18 protein-coding genes and 7 tRNA genes are annotated in these 17,835 nt (G+C 71.5%); 16 read left to right on the top strand and 9 right to left on the bottom strand.

Going from position 1 to position 17,835, the window contains the following annotated elements; all coding sequences use genetic code 11:
* The first annotated feature begins 578 nt into the window (after positions 1-578).
* Positions 579-1,499, top strand: coding sequence for an aminoglycoside phosphotransferase family protein (locus ABZ478_RS09880; RefSeq protein WP_359547505.1), 921 nt, complete (start codon positions 579-581; stop codon positions 1,497-1,499).
* Between the two features lie 80 nt (positions 1,500-1,579).
* Positions 1,580-1,873, top strand: coding sequence for a zf-TFIIB domain-containing protein (locus tag ABZ478_RS09875; RefSeq protein WP_359546986.1), 294 nt, complete (start codon positions 1,580-1,582; stop codon positions 1,871-1,873).
* A gap of 62 nt (positions 1,874-1,935) precedes the next feature.
* Here the strand turns inward: ABZ478_RS09875 and ABZ478_RS09870 are convergent.
* The 5 genes from ABZ478_RS09870 to ABZ478_RS09850 form a co-directional block, all read right to left on the bottom strand.
* Positions 1,936-2,007, bottom strand: a tRNA-Val gene (locus ABZ478_RS09870).
* Positions 2,008-2,036: 29 nt separating this feature from the next.
* Positions 2,037-2,108, bottom strand: a tRNA-Val gene (locus ABZ478_RS09865).
* Between the two features lie 36 nt (positions 2,109-2,144).
* Positions 2,145-2,216, bottom strand: a tRNA-Val gene (locus ABZ478_RS09860).
* A 1-nt stretch (position 2,217) separates the two neighbouring features.
* Positions 2,218-2,291 (bottom strand) — tRNA-Cys (locus ABZ478_RS09855).
* A gap of 38 nt (positions 2,292-2,329) precedes the next feature.
* Positions 2,330-2,402: transfer RNA gene (locus ABZ478_RS09850), tRNA-Gly, on the bottom strand.
* 178 nt (positions 2,403-2,580) lie between these two features.
* On the opposite strand from ABZ478_RS09850, the gene ABZ478_RS09845 reads away from it, so the two are divergent.
* The 3 genes from ABZ478_RS09845 to ABZ478_RS09835 are packed head-to-tail and all read left to right on the top strand — an operon-like array spanning position 2,581 to position 5,340.
* Complete coding sequence (locus ABZ478_RS09845; protein ID WP_359546984.1) at positions 2,581-3,645, top strand: chorismate-binding protein; 1,065 nt, start codon at positions 2,581-2,583, stop codon at positions 3,643-3,645.
* Positions 3,642-4,463: an aminodeoxychorismate lyase gene (locus ABZ478_RS09840; RefSeq protein WP_358932246.1), complete on the top strand. Its 822-nt coding sequence runs from the start codon at positions 3,642-3,644 to the stop codon at positions 4,461-4,463. The genes ABZ478_RS09845 and ABZ478_RS09840 overlap by 4 nt, the downstream gene beginning before the upstream one ends.
* 52 nt (positions 4,464-4,515) lie before the next feature.
* Positions 4,516-5,340 carry a GNAT family N-acetyltransferase gene (locus tag ABZ478_RS09835; RefSeq protein ID WP_359546982.1) on the top strand — a complete coding sequence of 275 codons (825 nt, stop codon included), beginning with the start codon at positions 4,516-4,518 and terminating at the stop codon, positions 5,338-5,340.
* Positions 5,341-5,350: 10 nt separating this feature from the next.
* Here ABZ478_RS09835 and ABZ478_RS09830 read toward each other — a convergent pair whose 3' ends face one another.
* Positions 5,351-5,872, bottom strand: a complete 522-nt coding sequence (locus tag ABZ478_RS09830) for a DsbA family protein (protein WP_359546980.1) — start codon at positions 5,870-5,872, stop codon at positions 5,351-5,353.
* 464 nt (positions 5,873-6,336) lie between these two features.
* Between ABZ478_RS09830 and ABZ478_RS09825 the strand changes: the two genes are divergently transcribed.
* Both ABZ478_RS09825 and ABZ478_RS09820 read left to right on the top strand, forming a co-directional pair.
* Positions 6,337-6,792, top strand: coding sequence for a hypothetical protein (locus ABZ478_RS09825; RefSeq protein ID WP_359546978.1), 456 nt, complete (start codon positions 6,337-6,339; stop codon positions 6,790-6,792).
* 122 nt (positions 6,793-6,914) lie between these two features.
* The gene (locus ABZ478_RS09820) at positions 6,915-7,067 is read left to right on the top strand and encodes a hypothetical protein (protein WP_359546976.1); all 153 of its coding nucleotides are present in this window, start codon (positions 6,915-6,917) and stop codon (positions 7,065-7,067) included.
* Between the two features lie 94 nt (positions 7,068-7,161).
* On the opposite strand, the gene ABZ478_RS09815 is transcribed toward ABZ478_RS09820, so the two are convergent.
* Positions 7,162-7,722 carry a CGNR zinc finger domain-containing protein gene (locus ABZ478_RS09815; protein ID WP_359546974.1) on the bottom strand — a complete coding sequence of 187 codons (561 nt, stop codon included), beginning with the start codon at positions 7,720-7,722 and terminating at the stop codon, positions 7,162-7,164.
* 292 nt (positions 7,723-8,014) lie between these two features.
* Positions 8,015-8,428, bottom strand: a complete 414-nt coding sequence (locus ABZ478_RS09810) for an SsgA family sporulation/cell division regulator (protein ID WP_004002642.1) — start codon at positions 8,426-8,428, stop codon at positions 8,015-8,017.
* A 190-nt stretch (positions 8,429-8,618) separates the two neighbouring features.
* Here ABZ478_RS09810 and ABZ478_RS09805 point away from each other — a divergent pair, with 190 nt between their 5' ends.
* The 9 genes from ABZ478_RS09805 (at position 8,619) to ABZ478_RS09765 (ending at position 16,893) form a co-directional block, all read left to right on the top strand.
* Positions 8,619-9,080, top strand: a complete 462-nt coding sequence (locus ABZ478_RS09805; protein WP_359546972.1) for a TIGR02611 family protein — start codon at positions 8,619-8,621, stop codon at positions 9,078-9,080.
* A gap of 96 nt (positions 9,081-9,176) precedes the next feature.
* Positions 9,177-9,248: transfer RNA gene (locus ABZ478_RS09800), tRNA-Val, on the top strand.
* A 360-nt stretch (positions 9,249-9,608) separates the two neighbouring features.
* Complete coding sequence (locus tag ABZ478_RS09795) at positions 9,609-10,895, top strand: extracellular solute-binding protein (RefSeq protein WP_359546970.1); 1,287 nt, start codon at positions 9,609-9,611, stop codon at positions 10,893-10,895.
* Entirely contained in the window at positions 10,895-11,866 is a 972-nt protein-coding gene (locus ABZ478_RS09790; RefSeq protein WP_359546968.1) for a sugar ABC transporter permease, read from the top strand. The genes ABZ478_RS09795 and ABZ478_RS09790 overlap by 1 nt, the downstream gene beginning before the upstream one ends.
* The gene (locus ABZ478_RS09785) at positions 11,821-12,774 is read left to right on the top strand and encodes a carbohydrate ABC transporter permease (RefSeq protein ID WP_359547503.1); all 954 of its coding nucleotides are present in this window, start codon (positions 11,821-11,823) and stop codon (positions 12,772-12,774) included. Before ABZ478_RS09790 ends, ABZ478_RS09785 begins: the two co-directional genes overlap by 46 nt.
* 13 nt (positions 12,775-12,787) lie before the next feature.
* Positions 12,788-13,378: a hypothetical protein gene (locus ABZ478_RS09780; protein WP_359546967.1), complete on the top strand. Its 591-nt coding sequence runs from the start codon at positions 12,788-12,790 to the stop codon at positions 13,376-13,378.
* Between the two features lie 93 nt (positions 13,379-13,471).
* Entirely contained in the window at positions 13,472-16,210 is a 2,739-nt protein-coding gene (locus tag ABZ478_RS09775; RefSeq protein WP_359546965.1) for a Tat pathway signal sequence domain protein, read from the top strand.
* A gap of 125 nt (positions 16,211-16,335) precedes the next feature.
* Complete coding sequence (locus ABZ478_RS09770; protein WP_359546964.1) at positions 16,336-16,782, top strand: SRPBCC family protein; 447 nt, start codon at positions 16,336-16,338, stop codon at positions 16,780-16,782.
* 39 nt (positions 16,783-16,821) lie between these two features.
* A tRNA-Val gene (locus tag ABZ478_RS09765) sits at positions 16,822-16,893 on the top strand.
* 177 nt (positions 16,894-17,070) lie between these two features.
* Here ABZ478_RS09765 and ABZ478_RS09760 read toward each other — a convergent pair.
* Positions 17,071-17,796, bottom strand: a complete 726-nt coding sequence (locus ABZ478_RS09760) for a 3'-5' exonuclease (RefSeq protein ID WP_359546962.1) — start codon at positions 17,794-17,796, stop codon at positions 17,071-17,073.
* Positions 17,797-17,835 lie beyond the last annotated feature (39 nt).

Here is a 17,835-nt window from a genome sequence, read left to right as displayed (position 1 = left end):
ACGGGCACCCGACCCGCCCAGTCGCGAGCCCCGGCCCGCCCAGCTGCGGGCACTCGCCCCACCCCGCTGCGGCATGCGTGCCGCCCAGCTGCGAGCCCCGGCCCGCCCAGCTGCGGCATGCGTGCCGCCCAGCTGCGAGCCCTGGCCCGCCCAGCTATGGGCACTGGATCCGCCCATGCTGCGGGCACCCGATCCGCCCAGCTGCGGGCACTCGGCCCGCCCGCTGCGGCATGCGTGCCGCCCAGCTGCGAGCCCTGGCCCGCCCAGCTGCGAGCCCTGGCCCGCCCAGCTGTGGGCACCCGCCCCACCCAGCTGCGGGCATGCGTGCCGCCTGGGGCGGCACGGGTGGGCGCAGCGGCACCCCGCAAGCGCGGGGCGAGCGAAACACCCTCGGGCCGACACCGGCGCGGCCCACCATCAGGGCACCGGCACCGGCACCCAACCCGCCGAGCCAGAGCCCAGGACACCGTCCACCGTCACAGCACCGCCCGCCGCAGGCGTACGCTCACTCGACATCGCCCCACCCCCGAGGCCGAAGTGACCCCGTGAACCTCCTGACCGCCCTCACCACAAAGGCCATAGCCACCGCTCACCCCCACCCGCTCCCCGGCGGAGCCCTCTGCGCCTGCCCGGGAACAACCCTCGCCGACCGCCCCGACGCCACCGTCGTCCGGCACGCCGGCACCGTCGCCAAGGCCCACGCCCCGGGCACCGACCCCGCCGGCCTCACCCTCCGCCTGGCCACGGCCGCCCGCGTCCCGGACGTCCTCCTGCCCCCGCTCACCCCCACCCCCACCGCCCTGCACGACCGCCTCGTCACTCTCTGGCCGTACGGCACCCCAGTCGACCCGGACGACCCCGACGCCGCCCCCTGGGAAGCGGCCGCCACCCTCCTCGCCCGCCTGCACCGAACGGCCCCCGGCGACCGGATCCCCCCGCCGCCCATGCGCGGCCCCGCCAAGGCCGCCCACGCCCTCGCCCGCCTGCGCACGGCCCTGAGCACCGCCCCCCACCCGGCCGGGCCGCCCGTCCTCCGCGCCTGGGCCGCCCTCCCCGCCTGGGCCCGCGCGGAGGAGCCCATGCCCGGCACTCCGGCTCTCTGCCACGGCGACCTGCACCTGGGCCAGCTCGTACGGCACCCGGCACCCGACGGACCCTGGCGGCTGATCGACGTGGACGACCTCGGCCTCGGCGTCCCGGCCTGGGACCTCGCCCGCCCCGCCGCGTGGTTCGCCTGCGGCCTGCTCCCGCCCGACGAGTGGACCCGGTTCCTGGCCGCCTACCGCGAGGCCGGCGGCCCCGCCGTACCGGCGGACGGCGACCCCTGGCCCGCCCTGGACATCCCCGCCCGCGCGCTCACCGCGCAGACCGCGGCCCGCGCCCTCGCCAAGGCGATCGACGCCGGCCGCCCGCTGGACGAGGTGGAGCAGGCCCTGGTCGACGCCTGTGCCCGAATGAGTCCCGTACCCCGCCAGTTGACGCGCGGATTCCCGGCGTAGGGTGCAACCGACCGGGGCCGCACGGAGTCTGTCCTGGGGAAACACGAAGCAGGACCGACAGGCGAGGAGTTGAGCCGACCATGCAGTGTCCGAAGTGCCATGCGCCGATGCACACCTACAACCGCAACGGCGTCCAGATCGAGCAGTGCAGCGGCTGCCGCGGCATCTACCTCGACTACGGCGAGCTGGAGGCGCTGACCCGCCTGGAGTCCCAGTGGTCCCAGCCGGCGCCCCCGCCCCCGGCCGCCCCGCAGGCGTACCCGGCTCCGTCCGCCCCCGCCTGGGGCGCCCCGCACGGCGGTGGCCACCACGGCGGCCACTACGGCGGTCACCACCGCCACAAGAGCTTCGGCCACATGCTGTTCTCCAGCTGATCCGGGCCGGTACCACGAAGAAGCCCCCGGCCGTACGAGACGGCCGGGGGCTTTTTGCTGTGTGGACGATACTGGGATTGAACCAGTGACCTCTTCCGTGTCAGGGAAGCGCTCTCCCGCTGAGCTAATCGTCCGCGTGCTGTGACCCGGAAGTCACAGACGGTGCGCGATACTGGGATTGAACCAGTGACCTCTTCCGTGTCAGGGAAGCGCTCTCCCGCTGAGCTAATCGCGCGGGTTCGGGTCCTGCCGTACGAGCCGGCGGATCCAGTGGACGATACTGGGATTGAACCAGTGACCTCTTCCGTGTCAGGGAAGCGCTCTCCCGCTGAGCTAATCGTCCTTGGAGGTGGAGACGGGATTTGAACCCGTGTAGACGGCTTTGCAGGCCGTTGCCTCGCCTCTCGGCCACTCCACCAGGAGTGTAGGGGATCGGGATGACCCCTTCTTCCTTCGAGCGGACGACGAGGCTCGAACTCGCGACCTCAACCTTGGCAAGGTTGCGCTCTACCAACTGAGCTACGTCCGCCTGTCGTTTCGGTCCGCTCTCGCGGCCCGGCGACGTGTTGAACTCTAGCGGATTCCCGGGCCAGTACAAAAACGCGTTTGCGCAGCGTGCTGCGCTGCGTCCGGCGCATGCGGCGGACGGTGGCTCCAGGGGGACATCTCCCGGCCGCGATTCGGACACCAGCCCTAGACTCGACCTCGTGCTCCACCACCCTTCCGGCCCACTTCCCCTGGCCCGTTTCGGCACCCGCCTCGCCACCGGTCTGCTCGACGTCACCGATGATCCCGCCGCCCTGGACTCGGCCGGTTTCTGGGCGGTCTGCGCGGACTTCGAGGGCCGTCTGACCTGCGCCCGCTTCGCCGAGGTCCGGCAGGAGCCGGTGCCCGCCCCGGTGCCGGGCGGCTGGCGTGGCCCGGCGGTGACCGAGTGGACCTCCTCGCTGGACCGCGCCGGGTACACCGCGGCCGTGCACCGTATCCGCGAGCACATCGCCGCCGGCGAGGTCTACCAGGCCAACCTCTGCCGGGTGCTGAGCGCGCCCGTCGACCCCGGCGCCGACGTGGACGCCCTGACCGCCCTGCTGGCCCGCGGCAACCCGGCGCCGTACGCGGGCACGATCCGGCTGCCCGGGCACGGCGTCGAGATCGCCACCGCCTCGCCGGAGCTGTTCCTGCGCCGCGCCGGCCGGACCGTCGAGTCCGGCCCCATCAAGGGCACCGGCCGCACCGAGGCGGACCTGCTGGAGAAGGACTACGCCGAGAACGTGATGATCGTGGACCTGGTCCGCAACGACATCGGACGGGTCTGCGCCACCGGCAGCGTGAGCGTTCCCGACCTGTGCGCCGTGGAGAAGCACCCCGGCCTGGTCCACCTGGTCTCCACGGTCCGCGGCGAACTGCGCCCGGACTCCGGCTGGCCGGAACTGCTCGCCGCGGCCTTCCCGCCCGGCTCCGTCACCGGCGCCCCCAAGTCCAGCGCGCTCGGCATCATCGAGGCGCTGGAGCCCGCCCCGCGCGGCCCGTACTGCGGCGGCATCGGCTGGGTCGACGCCGACCGGGGCGTCGGCGAGCTGGCCGTCGGCATCCGCACCTTCTGGATCGACCGCTCCGCCCCCGGCACGCCGGTGCTGCGCTTCGGCACCGGCGCCGGCATCACCTGGGGATCCGACCCCGAAGGGGAGTGGCGGGAGACCGAGCTGAAGGCGTCCCGGCTGCTCGCGGTAGCGTCGGGGCTGTACCAGGAAAGTGGAAGGGCTCTCACATGAGGATCTGGCTCGACGGCGCACTGCGGGACATCGACTCCGCCCGGGTGTCCGTCTTCGACCACGGGCTGACCGTCGGCGACGGCGTCTTCGAGACGGTGAAGGCCGTCGACGGCAGGCTCTTCGCGCTCACCCGCCACCTGGACCGGCTGACCCGCTCGGCCCGCGGCCTGGGCCTGCCCGACCCCGACCTCGACGAGGTCCGACGTGCCTGCGCGGCCGTCCTCGAGGCCACCCCGATGCCGCTCGGCCGGCTGCGCATCACCTATACCGGCGGCCACGGACCGCTCGGATCGGACCGCGGCGAGCACGGCCCGACCCTGGTGGTCGCCCTCGGCGACACCGCCCGCCGCCCGGAGACCACCGCCGTGATCACGGTGCCCTGGACCCGCAACGAGCGGGGCGCGCTCACCGGCCTGAAGACCACCTCGTACGCCGAGAACGTCGTCGCCCTCGCCCGCGCCCACCAACACGGCGCCTCCGAGGCGCTGTTCGCCAACACGGTCGGACAGCTCTGCGAGGGCACCGGGTCGAACGTCTTCGTCGTCCTGGACGGTGAGATCCACACCCCGCCGGTCGCCTCCGGCTGCCTCCCCGGCATCACCCGCGCCCTCGTGGTGGAGTGGACCGGCGCCAGGGAGACCGATCTGCCGCTGGACGTGCTGGACCGCGCCGAGGAGGTCTTCCTCACCTCCAGCCTGCGCGACGTCCAGGCCGTGCACCGGGTCGACGACCGGGAACTGCCCGGCGCCCCCGGTCCGGCGACCCTCAAGGCGATGCGGATCTTCGACGAGCGGTCCGGGCACGACCTGGATCCGTGACCGGCGTGAAATTCGGCTGACCCGGGGGCGCCGAGCGGGTAGAACACCCGTGATGACGACGACCCTGCGGCCGGCCGAGCCGCTTCAGCGCAACACCGACGGAACACGCTCACGCCGGTACCAGGTGTGTGTGAACGGCCGCCCCGTGGGCGTGCTCCGCCTCGGCACCTCGGCGAACCTCGGCGACTCGGTGGCGCGCGTCATCGAGCTGCGGATAGCCGAGCCGGACCGGCGGCGCGGCAGGGGGACGGTGGCCGCGCTGGCCGCGGAGGAGGTCGCCCGCGGCTGGGGCTGCGCCCAGATGGAGGCCGTGGTCCCGGCGGCGGCGGAGTCCGCGCTGCGGCTGGCCGGCGCCCTCGGCTACACCCTGCGCAACCGCGGCATGGAGAAGCGCCTCGGCGATACACCGCCCGAACTGCCCGCGGACAGCCGGGCGCGGCCGATGACCCCCGCCGAGTTCGCCGCCTGGCAGGAGCACGAGGCCGCCGACTACGCCCGGATGTGGATCGAGCGGGGCGTTCCCGAGGCGGCCGCGTACGACAAGGCCCGCAGGGACCACGAGATGCTGCTGCCGCGGGGACAGGCCACGGAGAACATGCGTCTCAGCGTCCTGGAGCACGCGGGGACGCGGGTGGGCGTGCTGTGGCTGGCCCTGCAGGAGGGCAAGGCGTTCGTCTTCGACGTCGAGACCGACCCGGCACACCGGGGCCGGGGACACGGCCGCACGCTCATGCTGCTGGCGGAACGCCAGGCGATCGCCGCCGGCCGGCCGGTCCTCGGGCTCAACGTCTTCGCCGGCAACGCCCCGGCCGAGCGGCTGTACGAGTCACTGGGCTACGAGACGACGGACTCCGCCTTCACCAAGCCGCTCCTCTGACCGGGCCGGGTCACGCCTGCCCGGCCAGCAGCCGGTCGGCGATCTCCGTGATCCGCTCGCGCAGACCCTCCTGGCTCTTGCCGCCGTCGAGGCGTTCGCCGCCGATGACGTACGTAGGGGTGCCGGTCACGCCGATGGCCTTGCCCTCGGCCTGGTCGGCGTCGACGATCAGGATGTGCCGGCCGTCGATCAGTGCGGTGTCGAACTCCTCGGCGTCCAGACCCAGTTCGCGGGCCACCTCCACCAGGAGGGGTTCTCCCGCACGGTCCAGCTCCGACACCCGCGCCAGCACCGCTTCCACATACGGCCAGCCCTGCCCCTGCGCCAGGGCCTCCTCGGCGGCCTGGGCGGCGGCGAAGGCGTGCTTGTGCTTCTCCAGCGGGAAGTGCCGCAGCCGCAGCTCCAGCCGGTCCCCGTAGCGGGCGCGCAGGGCGCGGACGTCGTCCAGGGCGCTCAGGCAGTCGGGGCACTGGAGTTCGCACCAGACGTCGAGGACGAGGGGTTCGGTGCGGTGGGGTGAGGAGTCGCTCATGGTCACCAGTCTTCCAGGCGAGCCCTCGGGGGCCGAATCGGACGCCGCCCCGGCGGCCGTCGCGGCCCTCCGGGGTCTCCCGTCCGGGCCTGCCCCGTGGGCTCGGGGTCTCCCGTCCGGGCCTGCCCCGTGGGCTCGGGGTCTCCCGTCCGGACCCGGCGCCTGGGCTCTGGGCCTCTCGTCGAGCCCCGACCCGTGGGCTCTGGGTCTCTCGCGCCCGGACCCGGCGCGTCGGCTCGGGGGCCTCTCGCCGGGACCCGGCGCGTGGGCTCAAGGCCTCTCGCCCGGACCGGCTCCGGGGTGGACGCGGACCGGACCTGCGGAGGAGGCGACCCGGAGATCTCCCTGATGTCGGGCCGGAGCATGGCCTCACGGGACCGGGACGGTGCAGGATGGAACGGACGAAGCGCACACTCCGTGCCGCTCTCGTCCCGCCAGCCGACCGAACCCGCCAGGAGGACCGGATGATTGCCGAGACCGTCTGCTCCGCCGTCTCCGCGGCGGGCCTGGGCATAGCGGTGGTCACCGCCTACCGCAAGCGCTACCTCTCCGCCGTGCGGATCGCGGCCTACTCCCTCGTGCCGATCGGCCTGGTGATGATCGGGATCGTCGGCTGGCTCTCCGACACCGCCTTCAGCCCCACGGCCTGGGCCGGCTTCGGTGTGCTGGGCGCGGCCTGGCTGCTGTTCGCCGGGACCCGCGCCGTCGAGCGCCGGCGCGGCGGCACCCGTGCCGAGCGCAGGGCCGAGCGCGCCGCGGCCCGCGGCGCCCGGCCCGAGGCGGTGGCGCCTGCGGCCTCGGCCCCCTCGCTCGGCGCCGGGAAGAGCCCCGCGACCCGGCCCGCCGCCCCGCCCGCCGGCACGAGCTCCGCCGACGACTTCAGCGACATCGAGGCCATCCTCAAGAAGCACGGCATATGACCTGAAACCGTTCACAACCGGAACCAAGGTGAACCGGTCGGTGGGCAATACGGTGAAGACCCGGACTCGGCGAGTGTGCTGATCGCCAACGGGGTGCCGCCTGGGCCATCATCACCCGCGAGATGCTGGACACGTCAGAGAGCGAGGCCGCGCCGCCGAAGGACGAGCCGCGCGGGTGCCTCTTCGCCCTTTCCCAGCCACCGCTGATGATCTTCCTTGCGGTGATCGGGTCTCTCATCCTCATGGCTGCGCTGCACGACCTGCTGTTGCTGTGAGCCGTACACGTCCGTCCCGGCGTCACCCGCCGGGACTGGCGTCGCCCACCGGGACCGGCGTCGGTTTGGTGAGCACGCGCGTCCCGCCCGGCCGTCAGCCCGCCGCTTCCTTGCGCCGTGCCCGGTAGGCGGCCACGTGCAACCGGTTGCCGCAGGTCCGGCTGTCGCAGTAGCGCCGCGAGCGGTTGCGGGACAGATCCACGAAGGCACGCCGGCAGTCCGGGGCCTCGCAGCGCCGCAGCCGCTCCTGCTCCCCGGCCACCACGAAGAAGGCGAGCGCCATGCCGCAGTCGGCGGCCAGGTGGTCCGCCACGGACGCGCCGGGAGCGAAGTAGTGCACATGCCAGTCGTAACCGTCGTGGTCCGTGAGGCGCGGGGTGGTGCCGGCCGCGGCGACCAGCTCGTTGATCTGCCCCGCCGCCGCCCGGGCGTCCGGCGCGGCGAAGATCCCCGCGAACCGGCTCCGGACCTTGCGCACCGCCGACAGATCGAACTCCGACAGCATCCCGACATCACTGACGTTGTGGCCTCGCACGAAATCGGCGAGTGCCGCGACATCCGGCAGTCCGTCCACCGCCGACTCGTCGTCCGGCGCGGAGTTCACCAGATCCACCACGGTGTCTAGGGCGCAGCGGGTGTCGTGGGTGATCAGCACGTTTCGCTCCCTGGCCTGGAGGTCGGGCGGGCGCCCGCCGATGCCGGCCGATAGTAGCGACAACCGCGCCCACCGCACCGGGTACCGCCCCGCCGGCGAACCGCCGGCACGGCGCCCCCGTACCCCTGGGGGTTCCCGAGTCTCCCACGCCCGGACGGCCCGGGTACACACGCAGGCGGACGCCATCACCGTGCGCGCTCACGGTGACGGCGCGGGCCTGCCGTATGCGGTTGTCCTGAGCCCGAGCCGTCTCCCCGAGTGGACGGCGCCGGGCGGCTTCGAGGGGCGCGACCTAGCTCTCCGCCAGGATGTGCGACAGCTCCTGATCCAGGTCGAAGTGCCGGTGTTCCGTGCCGGGCGGCACGGCGGCGTCGGTTCGCTTCAGGAAGGACTCCAGGGCCCGCGCCGGGGCCTCGAGCAGAGCCTCTCCCTCAGGGGAGCTGAGGGCGATGCAGACCACGCCCTGACCATGACTGCGGGACGGCCAGACTCGGACGTCTCCGGTGCCGGTGGGACGGTGGAGACCCTCGGCGAGGAGGTCGCGGGCGAACACCCACTCGACGGTCTCCTCGGCTCCGGTGTGGAAGGTGGCGTGCACGGCGTAGGGGTCGGCCGTGTCGTACCGCAGGCCTGCGGGGACAGGCAGGGAGGACTCGCTCGACACAACGAGGCGCAGGTGCAGCTCGCAGCTGACCGTGGTGTTCATAAGCGCCAGGGCCTTTCGCTCAGTGTGCGCTCGGGGATTCGCACGTCGGCGAAATCGACATGCCACCTACGGTGCCGTTGTAAACCCCTCTGAGGGTTTTGCGTGTGTTTACGTAACTCTTCCGGCCGAGAACTCCTGTGAGACCTGCGACCATTCCAGTGACTGATTCACTACGGTAGGGTTTGTCTGTATGAATACGGGGAGTGACGAGCCGGGCGACGTTGCGGTGGCCATCGACGAGGCGGACGAGATGAAGGCAGACGAGGAACGGGCCGAGCGGGGACTCGGCTCCAGGGCGCCGCAGTTCGTCAAGTCACGCAGAGTGCTGCACGTGAGCTGGCAGGTCGGCGTCTTCGTGATCGGCCTCGCGGTCGTCGCGGCCGGTGTCGTCATGCTGCCGCTGCCCGGTCCGGGCTGGCTGGTCATCTTCGGCGGCATGGCGATCTGGGCGACCGAGTTCGTCTGGGCCCAGCTCGTGCTGCGCTGGACCAAGCGCAAGGTCACCGAGGCGGCCCAGCGGGCCCTCGATCCCCGGGTGCGCCGGCGGAACATCACGCTGACGGTGATCGGCCTGGTGATAATCGGCGTGCTGGCGGGGATATACCTGTGGAAGTTCGGCTTCGTCATGCCGTGGAAGATCGAGGATCAGTGACCGGGGCCGCCGCCGGTCCGCCGGACGCCGCCGGCCGTGCCTCCGGCCCGTGGTCGGAGGCACCCCCTGACATGGGGTAATGTTCTTCCTGCGTCCGGGCGATTAGCTCAGTGGGAGAGCGCTTCGTTCACACCGAAGAGGTCACTGGTTCGAACCCAGTATCGCCCACCCGGAAGACGGCCCACCTGCGAACAGCAGGTGGGCCTTCGTCGTTCGGGGCGTGCCGGCCGCCGCCGGAGCCCTGCGGTCAGCCGTGCCGGGGCCGGCGCGGGTCGCCGTCCGGCGCGGCGGCGCCGATGCCGGCCGCTTCGGTGACCGCCTCCTGTGTTCGGCCCCTCGGCCGCACCTCCCCTCACCTGCCAGGTCACGCGTCCGGCCGCTTCGCCACCGCGACTCCCGCGGCCCCGCGGCCGCAGAAAATCCTGTCCGAATCATTGACGCACTGCGAGCCCCTCCGTAACTTGTGCCAGCAAGCGCTTACTTGAAACGATTCATGAGCGGCGACGACGCTGCGGGGAGGGCCCGACTGTGGGAACCAGCAGGAATCTTGAGAGGCGTACGCTCCTGAAGGCGGCCGGTGCCTCGGCCGCAGCCCTCGGGCTCGCGGCGACGACCGGGTGTGGCGGTGACAGCGGTTCCGGAGACGGAACGGTGACGATCCGTTACTCCTGGTGGGGTGCCGAGGAGCGGGCCAAGAAGATCAACCAGGCGATCGCGCTCTTCGAGAAGAAGTACCCCAAGATCAAGGTCAAGACCGACTTCCAGACATATCAATCGTTCTGGGAGAAGTTCCAGACACAGGCCGCCGGCGGAAATCCCCCGGACGTTTTCCAAAACGCCGTCACGTTTCTTCGGAAATACGACAAGCGCGGAATTCTCCTCGACCTCAAGTCCCAGGTGCACGAAGGGAACCTGAGCCTGGATCACTTCCGGGCGGGCGTCACGAAGGTCGGCGAGGTGGACGGCAAGCAGCTGGGAATTCCCGTCGGGTCCAACACCATGGCACTCGTCATCGACAAGAAGCTCTTCCAGCAGGCGGGTGTCGAGCCGGCACAGGGCTGGACCTGGGACGAGTACTTCAAGGCACTGAAGACCATCCACGACAAGACGAAGATCGCCGGTGACACCGGCTACTTCACCATCATGTACCTGTACGACCTCTACCTCCGGCAGAACGGCAAGGCGTTCTTCACCAAGGACGGACTCGGTTTCGACCAGGCCGATCTGACGGAGTGGTGGACGGACGGCTACAACCGGGTCAAGGCCGGCATCGTCACCGACCCGAAGACCGTCTCCCAGGACCTGCCGAAGTCCTCCCTCTCCGCCCGCCACGGCGCCTCGGAGTTCACCTGGGACAACTTCACCGTCCGCTACACGGCCGAGGGCGACAGCACCTACGGCCTCGCCCCGGTCCCCACCACCGACGGCAAGGACACCGGCCAGTACCTGGCCTCCCTGATGCTCAGCGCCTCCGCTCGCACCGCGCACCCCAAGGAGGTCGCCCAGTTCATCGACTTCATGGTGCACGACCCCGAGGTCGGAAAGATCATGGGCTACGACCGCGGCATCCTCGCGAGCACCGAGCAGTACGCGGCCTACAAGCCGGCCGACCCGGTGAACAAGGAGATCGCGCAGTACGAGACGGACACCGCCAGGTCCGGCGTGCTGGGCACGATCACCCCGCACCCGTCCGGGGCCGACACCACCGAGGCCGCCTTCCTGCGCATCGGGGGCGATCTCGGACAGGGCAAGACCAAGGTCGCGGACGCGGTGAAGCAGTTCTTCACCGAGTCCGAGGCCGCCTTCCAGGCCTGATGGGACCTGCCGTGACGCTCGTCAAGGACTCCGCGCCCGCCGCCCGCGAGGCCCGTCCGGCCGCCCCCGCCACCGCGGGGCGGCCGGGCCGCCGGCGGGAGAACCTCGCCGGCTACCTCTTCATGTCGCCGTGGATCGCCGGCTTCCTGCTGCTGACCGCGGGCCCGATGGTGGCCTCGCTGTACTTCGCGTTCACCGACTACAACCTGTTCACCACCCCGAAGTGGGTCGGGTTCGACAACTTCACCAAGATGTTCGACGACCCGCGCTGGCAGAAGTCGGTGGAGGTGACCGCCAAGTACGTGATCATCGGCACCCCGCTGAAGCTGCTGCTCGCGCTCGGCGTCGCCCTCCTGCTCGCCCAGAGCCGTCGCGGCCAGGCCTTCTACCGGGCCGCCTTCTACGCCCCGTCCCTCATCGGCGCCAGCGTCTCGGTCGGCTTCGTATGGCGCTCGCTCTTCTCCGACGGCGCGGTCGTCGACCGCACCCAGACCTTCCTCGGCTTCCACGTCGGCGGCTGGGTCGGCAACGCCGACCGGGTGCTGTACTGCCTGGTCGCGCTCACCGTCTGGCAGTTCGGCGCGCCCATGGTCATCTTCCTGGCCGGGCTCAAACAAGTGCCGAAGGAGCTGTACGAGGCCGCCGAGATGGACGGCGCCGGCCCCTTGCGGAGGTTCTGGAACATCACCCTGCCGATGATCTCCCCGGTGCTGTTCTTCAACGTGCTGCTGGAGACCATCCACTCCTTCCAGATCTTCGGCTCGGCCTACGTCGTCTCCAACACCTCCTGCGGACCGGCCGACGCCACGCTCGTCTACACCTGCTACCTGTACCAGCAGGGCTTCAGAAACTCCCAGATGGGCTTCGCCTCCGCCATGGCCTGGATGCTGCTGCTCGCGGTGGCCCTGGTGACGGCCGTCCTCTTCTGGTCCCAGAAGAAGTGGGTGCACTACGAGGAGGACGCCCGATGAGCTCCAGTCAACTCCCGGCCCCGCTCGAGCCGGGGGCGTCCCCGGCCGCCGCCGGGCCCCTCGCGCCGAACCGCGGGCGCACCGGCTCGCTCGCCTGGCACCTCGGCGCCCTGCTGATCCTCGCCGTCATCCTCTACCCGGTCGCCTGGGTCGTCGGCGCCTCGTTCAAGCCCAGCAAGGACATCATCAACAGCCTCACGCTGTTCCCGTCCGAGCCGATCCTGTCCAACTTCAAGGGCCTCGCCGACGGCATAGCGGACATCGAGATCTGGACGTTCTTCCAGAACTCTCTCCTCTACGCCCTCGGCGCCGTCGCCGGCGTGCTGATCTCCTGCTCGCTGACCGCGTACGCCTTCGCGCGCATCCGGTTCGCCGGGCGGAACCTGCTGTTCTCCCTGATGATCGGCACGCTCCTGCTGCCGTACCACGTGCTGCTCATCCCGCAGTACGTGATGTTCCAGAAGCTGGGCTGGATCAACAGCTACGCCCCGCTGCTGATCGGCAAGTACCTGGCCACCGAGGCCTTCTTCGTCTTCCTCATGGTGCAGTTCATGCGCAACCTGCCCCGTGAGCTGGACGAGGCCGCCCGCCTCGACGGCTGCGGCCACCTGCGGATCTACTGGTCGATCGTGCTGCCGCTGTGCCGGCCCGCGCTCATCACCAGCGCCATCTTCACCTTCATCAACGCCTGGAACGACTTCATGGGCCCGCTGATCTACCTCAACGAGCCCGGCAAGTACACCGTCTCCCTCGGCCTGATGATGTTCCGCGACTCCGACGGCGTCGCAGCCAACTACGGCGGCATGATCGCGATGTCCCTGGTCGCGCTGCTGCCGGTGCTGCTGTTCTTCCTCGCCTTCCAGCGGTATCTGATCGACGGAATGGCGACCTCGGGACTCAAGGGCTGAGGGGGCGGACACGATGGCCGACGCGCGTGTGAAGCCGCAGAGGCGGTCCGGGTACGGCGAGCGGTTCGGGCTGTTCGCCGAGTGCCTGCTGACCGGGATGTGGATCACGGTGGCCTCACTCGGAGTGGTCACCGCACCGGCCGCCTTCGCCGCCGGCGCCCGGCACCTGCGCCGCCGTGCCACCCATCACGGCGGTGGCCTGCGGGAGTTCGTCACCGACTTCCGGGCCGCCCTGCGCGGGGGCTGGCTGGTCGGCCTCGCCGGCTGGGGCCTGGTGGCGCTGGCCCGGGTGGACGTCCTGGCCGTGCGTGCCGGGCTGCCCGGCGGCCCGCTCGTCGGAGCCGTGGGCCTGTTCGCGCTGCTCGGCCTGGCCGTGGCCGGCCTGCGCGCGGCGGCCGTCTGGACACCCGGCACGTCATGGCGCGCCCTCCTGGCCGACGCCGGCCGCCGCACCTTCCGCGACCCGGCCGGCTCCTTCCTGCTCGTCGGCGGCGCGGTCCTCACCGGCGGCTCCGCCCTGCTCATCGCCCCACTGGCGGTCTTCGTGCCCGGCGCCGTCGCCGCGGCGGCCGTCGCCGTGGAGGAGCGCCACCGCCGCCGCTGAGCCGGCGGCCCCCCGGCCGAGGCCGGCGCCCTCCGGGGCGCCGCGTCTCGACCTGTCATGCCCCTGATTAATCAGCGCTCGGAAGGACAGGTCATGTCCCCCATCCCTCGCAGGTCCCTCCTCAAGGCCGCCGCCGTCGCCGGAGCAGCCGCCCGGTTCAGCTGGGCGCTGGGCGCGAAGGACGCCGCCGCCGCGCCCGCGGCCGCCGCGGGCGGCGCCGACCCGGTGACCCTGGACTGGCTGGAGGATGGCGGTCTCGGCGCCGCCCCCGGCTCCACCGTCGGTGTGCCCTGGCCGGTGGGCGTCCACCAGGAGGACCAGACCTTCACGCTCACGGACGCCGCCGGCAAGGAGGTCCCCGTACAGTCCTGGCCGCTCGCCCACTGGCCCGACGGTTCCCTCAAGTGGACGGCGCACGCGGTGGGTTCGGGATCCGGCAGGCTGACCCTCACCACCGGTACGCCCAAGGCCCCCGACAGGAAGGTCACCGTCGGCACGAGCGGCGGCACCGTCGACGTCTCCACCGGTGTCATCACCGCGCGGATCGGCAGGAACGGCTCGACCCTGATCAAGTCGGTCACCCGGGGATCGACCGAGATCGCCAGGAACGGCCGGCTCGTGCTCATCCGGCAGCCCGAGGCCGAGGACGGCGACCAGGGGACGGTGCGGACGGAGCGCTTCGACGGCGCGATCGACTCCGTCACCGTCGAGCAGGACGGCCCGGTCCGCGCGGTGGTCCGCATCGACGGCAAGCACCGCAAGGGCAGCCGCGGCCGGCTGCCGTTCTCGATCCGGCTCTACTTCTACGCCGGCTCCGACTCCTTCCGCATGGTGCACACCATCACCTACGACGGCACCCTGGAACCCGGCAGGGCGAGCGCCGACTTCATCCGCGGCCTCGGCGTCCGCTTCGCCGTGCCGATGCGCGACGCCGCCTACGACCGGCACATCCGTATCGGCGGCGAGGGCACCGGCCTGCTCCGCGAAGCCGTCCAGGGCATCACCGGGCTCCGCCGCGACCCGGGGGCCGCCGTGCAGGCCGCCCAGTACGAGGGGAAGAAGCTGCCCGACCCGGCCACCTGGGACCAGCGGGTCACCACCCGTCTCCAGTACATCCCGCACTGGGGCGACTACACCCTCTCCCAGCTCTGTGCCGACGGCTTCACCGTGCGCAAGCGCACCACCAAGGGCTACGGCTGGATCGGTGCCGGCGGGGGGCGGCGGGCCTCCGGCTTCGGCTACGTCGGCGGCGCGAGCGGCGGACTCTCCTTCGGACTGCGGGACTTCTGGGAGAAGTTCCCCGCCCAGCTCGACATCCGCGACGCCCACACCGACGAGGCCGAGGTCACCCTCTGGCTCTGGTCGCCCGAGGCCCAGCCCATGGACCTGCGCTTCTACCACGACGGCATGGGCCAGGACGCCTACGCCGAACAGCTCGAAGGCCTCAACATCACCTACGAGGACTACGAGCCCGGGTTCGGCACCCCCTACGGCATCGCCCGTACCTCCGAACTCCTCTTCTGGGCCAACGAGTCGACTCCGGCGGCCGAGACCCTCGCCGAGCAGGTGAAGGCCGTACGGACGCCGCCCCAGCTCGCCGCGCCGCCCCGGCAGCTCATCAAGGCCAAGGTCTTCGGCCCCGGCCTCTACTCCGAGCCGGACCGCTCCACGCCCGCCAAGGCCAGGATCGAGGACCACCTCGACTTCCTCTTCACCTACTACAAGGACCAGGTGGAGATGCGCCGCTGGTACGGCTTCTGGGACTACGGCGACATCATGCACACCTACGACTCCGCCCGGCACGTGTGGCGGTACGACATCGGCGGCTACGCCTGGGACAACTCCGAGCTCTCGCCCGACCTGTGGCTCTGGTACGCCTACCTGCGCAGCGGCCGCTCCGACATCTTCCGCTTCGCCGAGGCCATGACCCGGCACACCGGCGAGGTCGACGTCTACCACCTCGGCAAGTGGGCGGGCCTCGGCACCCGGCACGGCGTACAGCACTTCGCCGACAGTGCCAAGCAGCAGCGCATCGCCAACACCACCTACCGGCGCTTCTACTACTTCCTCACCGCCGACGAACGCGTCGGCGACCTCATGCACGCCAACGTCGACTCCGACGAGACGTTCCTCGTCCTCGACCCCAACCGCAAGGTCCGCACCGACCCCTACACGCCCGACCGGCACGCCCTGTCGATCGGCTTCGGCACCGACTGGAGCGGTCTGGTGTCGGCTTGGCTGACCGAGTGGGAACGCCGGGGCCCCAAGTGGGAGAAGGCCAAGGCCCGGGTGCTGTCCACGATGGAGGGCATCGCCGCCCAGCCCAACGGCTTCGTCCAGGGCAGCGGGCTCTACGACCTGGACACCGGGAAGTTCGCCGTCGCCGCCGAGCCCGTGGTGGCCGTCTCCCACCTCTCCGCGGTCTTCGGCCTCAACGAGCTGTGCGCCGAGCTGATCCACCTGGTCGACATGCCGAAGTTCAAGGACGCGTACCTGGACTACTGCCGGTACTTCAACGCGAGCAAGACCGAGCAGGCGGCCCGGTACGGCTCCAACTTCGGCAGCCTGATCCTCTTCCAGGGCCATTCGCGCCTCGACGCCTACGCCGCCGTCCAGACCGGGGACGAGGCGCTCGCCGAGCGCGCCTGGACCAAGTTCTACAACTCCGACGGCTACACCGAGAAGTCACCCTGGAAGACCCAGAAGCTGGCCGGACCGGCCACCCTGGTCGAGGGCGCGGAGGCGAGCTGGGTGGCCACCAACGACACCGCGCTGTACGGCCTCGCGGCCATCGAGAACCTGGCCCTGCTCGGCGACAGGATGCCCGGCTAGAGGGAGCGATGGGGGAGCGCCGTCGCACGGGCGGCGGCGCTCGTCCCCCGAGTGTGGTGCGCGTCACTCGCGAGCGCATGAGTACGCGTACTCAGATCCGCGCGCCGCGGCGGCAGACTCGGGCCATGGACTGGAACCACTACCGCTTCCGCACCCTGTGGTCCCTGCCCGCCCCGCCGGCCGACGTGTTCGCCGTGCTGGAGCGGCCCGAGGACTATCCGCGCTGGTGGCCGCAGGTGCGCTCGGCCACCCGCCTCGACGCCGTCACCGGCGTCCTCACCATCCGCTCCCTGCTGCCGTACGACATGACGCTCACCGCCCGCGAGACGCGCCGCGACCCGGCCGCGGGCGTCCTGGAGGTGACCGTGTCCGGCGACATCGAGGGCTGGGCCCGCTGGACCCTCACCCCCGCGGGCCCGGACACGCTCGCCCGCTACGACCAGGTCGTCGACGTGACCAAGCCCCTGCTCAGGCGGCTCGCCGTACCGGGCCGGCCCCTCTTCAGGGCCAACCACGCGCTGATGATGGCCGCCGGCCGCCGCGCACTGCTGCGCCACCTCCGAGCGGTTTGAAGTAACCCGGCGGAGCCCTGTATTGTTCACTGCGTTCCCGGGCGATTAGCTCAGTGGGAGAGCGCTTCGTTCACACCGAAGAGGTCACTGGTTCGAACCCAGTATCGCCCACCGGGAAAGCCGGTCTGCATCTGCGGACCGGCTTTTTTTCATGTCCGTTCGCAGTCGAATCCGCCTGGGAGGCGGCGGTCGGGGCCTCCACCTCCACAGGCGTCGGCGGCGGTGCCGGAGGCGGGGGCGGCGGATCCTGGTGACACGGCGGGGCGCCGGCACCGGCGCCCCGCACCGTCACGCCGCCGCCGGCAGCTCGGGCCGCAGGGGCCAGTCCGTGCTGACCGTCTCCTCCGAGCCGCTGCGTGCGAACCAGGCCTGCAGGCCGCGGGCCTGGGCCGCGTGCCAGTTGGTCTGGAGGGTGTGCAGCTCGGTGGGGGAGAGGCGCTCCAGGCGGGTCGCGAAGCGGCGGCCCACGGCCCGTACGACCTCCAGGGCGGCCAGTGCGTCCGCGGCCGCGTCGTGCGCGCCCTCCAGGCTGACGCCGTAGTGCGCGCACAGGTCGGTCAGTGTGCGGCGGCCCTTGCGGTAGCGGTCCAGGTGCTTGTCCAGCACCCGCGGGTCCAGCACCCGCAGCGGCGCCGCCCGCAGCCAGTGGTCCAGCGAGGCGGCCCGGTGCCGGCGCAACTCCCGGTCCAGCAGGGTGAGATCGAACGGCGCGTTCATCACCACCAGCGGCCGTCCCATCGCCGCGTGCTCGGCCAGCTGGTCGGCTATCTCGTACATCACCGGCGCCGGCCAGCGGCCGTTGCGCTGCAGGTGTTCCTCCGTCAGCCCGTGCACCGCGGTCGCCGCCTCGGGCACCGGCACACCGGGGTTCACCAGCCAGCGGACGATCCGCGGCCGGGTGCCCGGCGCGTCCTGGACCACGACGGCGGCCGACACGATCCGGTCGGCCTCGACGTCCACACCCGTCGTCTCCGTGTCGAAGGCGGCCAGCGGCCCCTCGTACCAGTTCGTCATCGCAATACAACTCCTCGTCCACCCGGGGCAGGTGACATC

The sequence above is a fragment of the Streptomyces sp. NPDC005706 genome, assembly GCF_040631045.1.
Lineage (GTDB): Bacteria > Actinomycetota > Actinomycetes > Streptomycetales > Streptomycetaceae > Streptomyces.
Note: the sequence above shows the minus strand (reverse complement) of the source record. Positions and strands in the feature narration are given on the sequence as shown.

Excerpts from the sequence above, each read along its gene's own strand:
- ABZ478_RS09875 (WP_359546986.1), top strand. The coding sequence starts at position 1,580 with ATGCAGTGTCCGAAGTGCCATGCGCCGATGCACACCTACAACCGCAAC.
- ABZ478_RS09840 (WP_358932246.1), top strand. The coding sequence starts at position 3,642 with ATGAGGATCTGGCTCGACGGCGCACTGCGGGACATCGACTCCGCCCGG.
- ABZ478_RS09835 (WP_359546982.1), top strand. The coding sequence starts at position 4,516 with ATGACGACGACCCTGCGGCCGGCCGAGCCGCTTCAGCGCAACACCGAC.
- ABZ478_RS09830 (WP_359546980.1), bottom strand. The coding sequence starts at position 5,872 with ATGAGCGACTCCTCACCCCACCGCACCGAACCCCTCGTCCTCGACGTC.
- ABZ478_RS09825 (WP_359546978.1), top strand. The coding sequence starts at position 6,337 with ATGATTGCCGAGACCGTCTGCTCCGCCGTCTCCGCGGCGGGCCTGGGC.
- ABZ478_RS09820 (WP_359546976.1), top strand. The coding sequence starts at position 6,915 with ATGCTGGACACGTCAGAGAGCGAGGCCGCGCCGCCGAAGGACGAGCCG.
- ABZ478_RS09810 (WP_004002642.1), bottom strand. The coding sequence starts at position 8,428 with ATGAACACCACGGTCAGCTGCGAGCTGCACCTGCGCCTCGTTGTGTCG.
- ABZ478_RS09805 (WP_359546972.1), top strand. The coding sequence starts at position 8,619 with ATGAATACGGGGAGTGACGAGCCGGGCGACGTTGCGGTGGCCATCGAC.
- ABZ478_RS09790 (WP_359546968.1), top strand. The coding sequence starts at position 10,895 with ATGGGACCTGCCGTGACGCTCGTCAAGGACTCCGCGCCCGCCGCCCGC.
- ABZ478_RS09780 (WP_359546967.1), top strand. The coding sequence starts at position 12,788 with ATGGCCGACGCGCGTGTGAAGCCGCAGAGGCGGTCCGGGTACGGCGAG.
- ABZ478_RS09775 (WP_359546965.1), top strand. The coding sequence starts at position 13,472 with ATGTCCCCCATCCCTCGCAGGTCCCTCCTCAAGGCCGCCGCCGTCGCC.
- ABZ478_RS09770 (WP_359546964.1), top strand. The coding sequence starts at position 16,336 with ATGGACTGGAACCACTACCGCTTCCGCACCCTGTGGTCCCTGCCCGCC.
- ABZ478_RS09760 (WP_359546962.1), bottom strand. The coding sequence starts at position 17,796 with ATGACGAACTGGTACGAGGGGCCGCTGGCCGCCTTCGACACGGAGACG.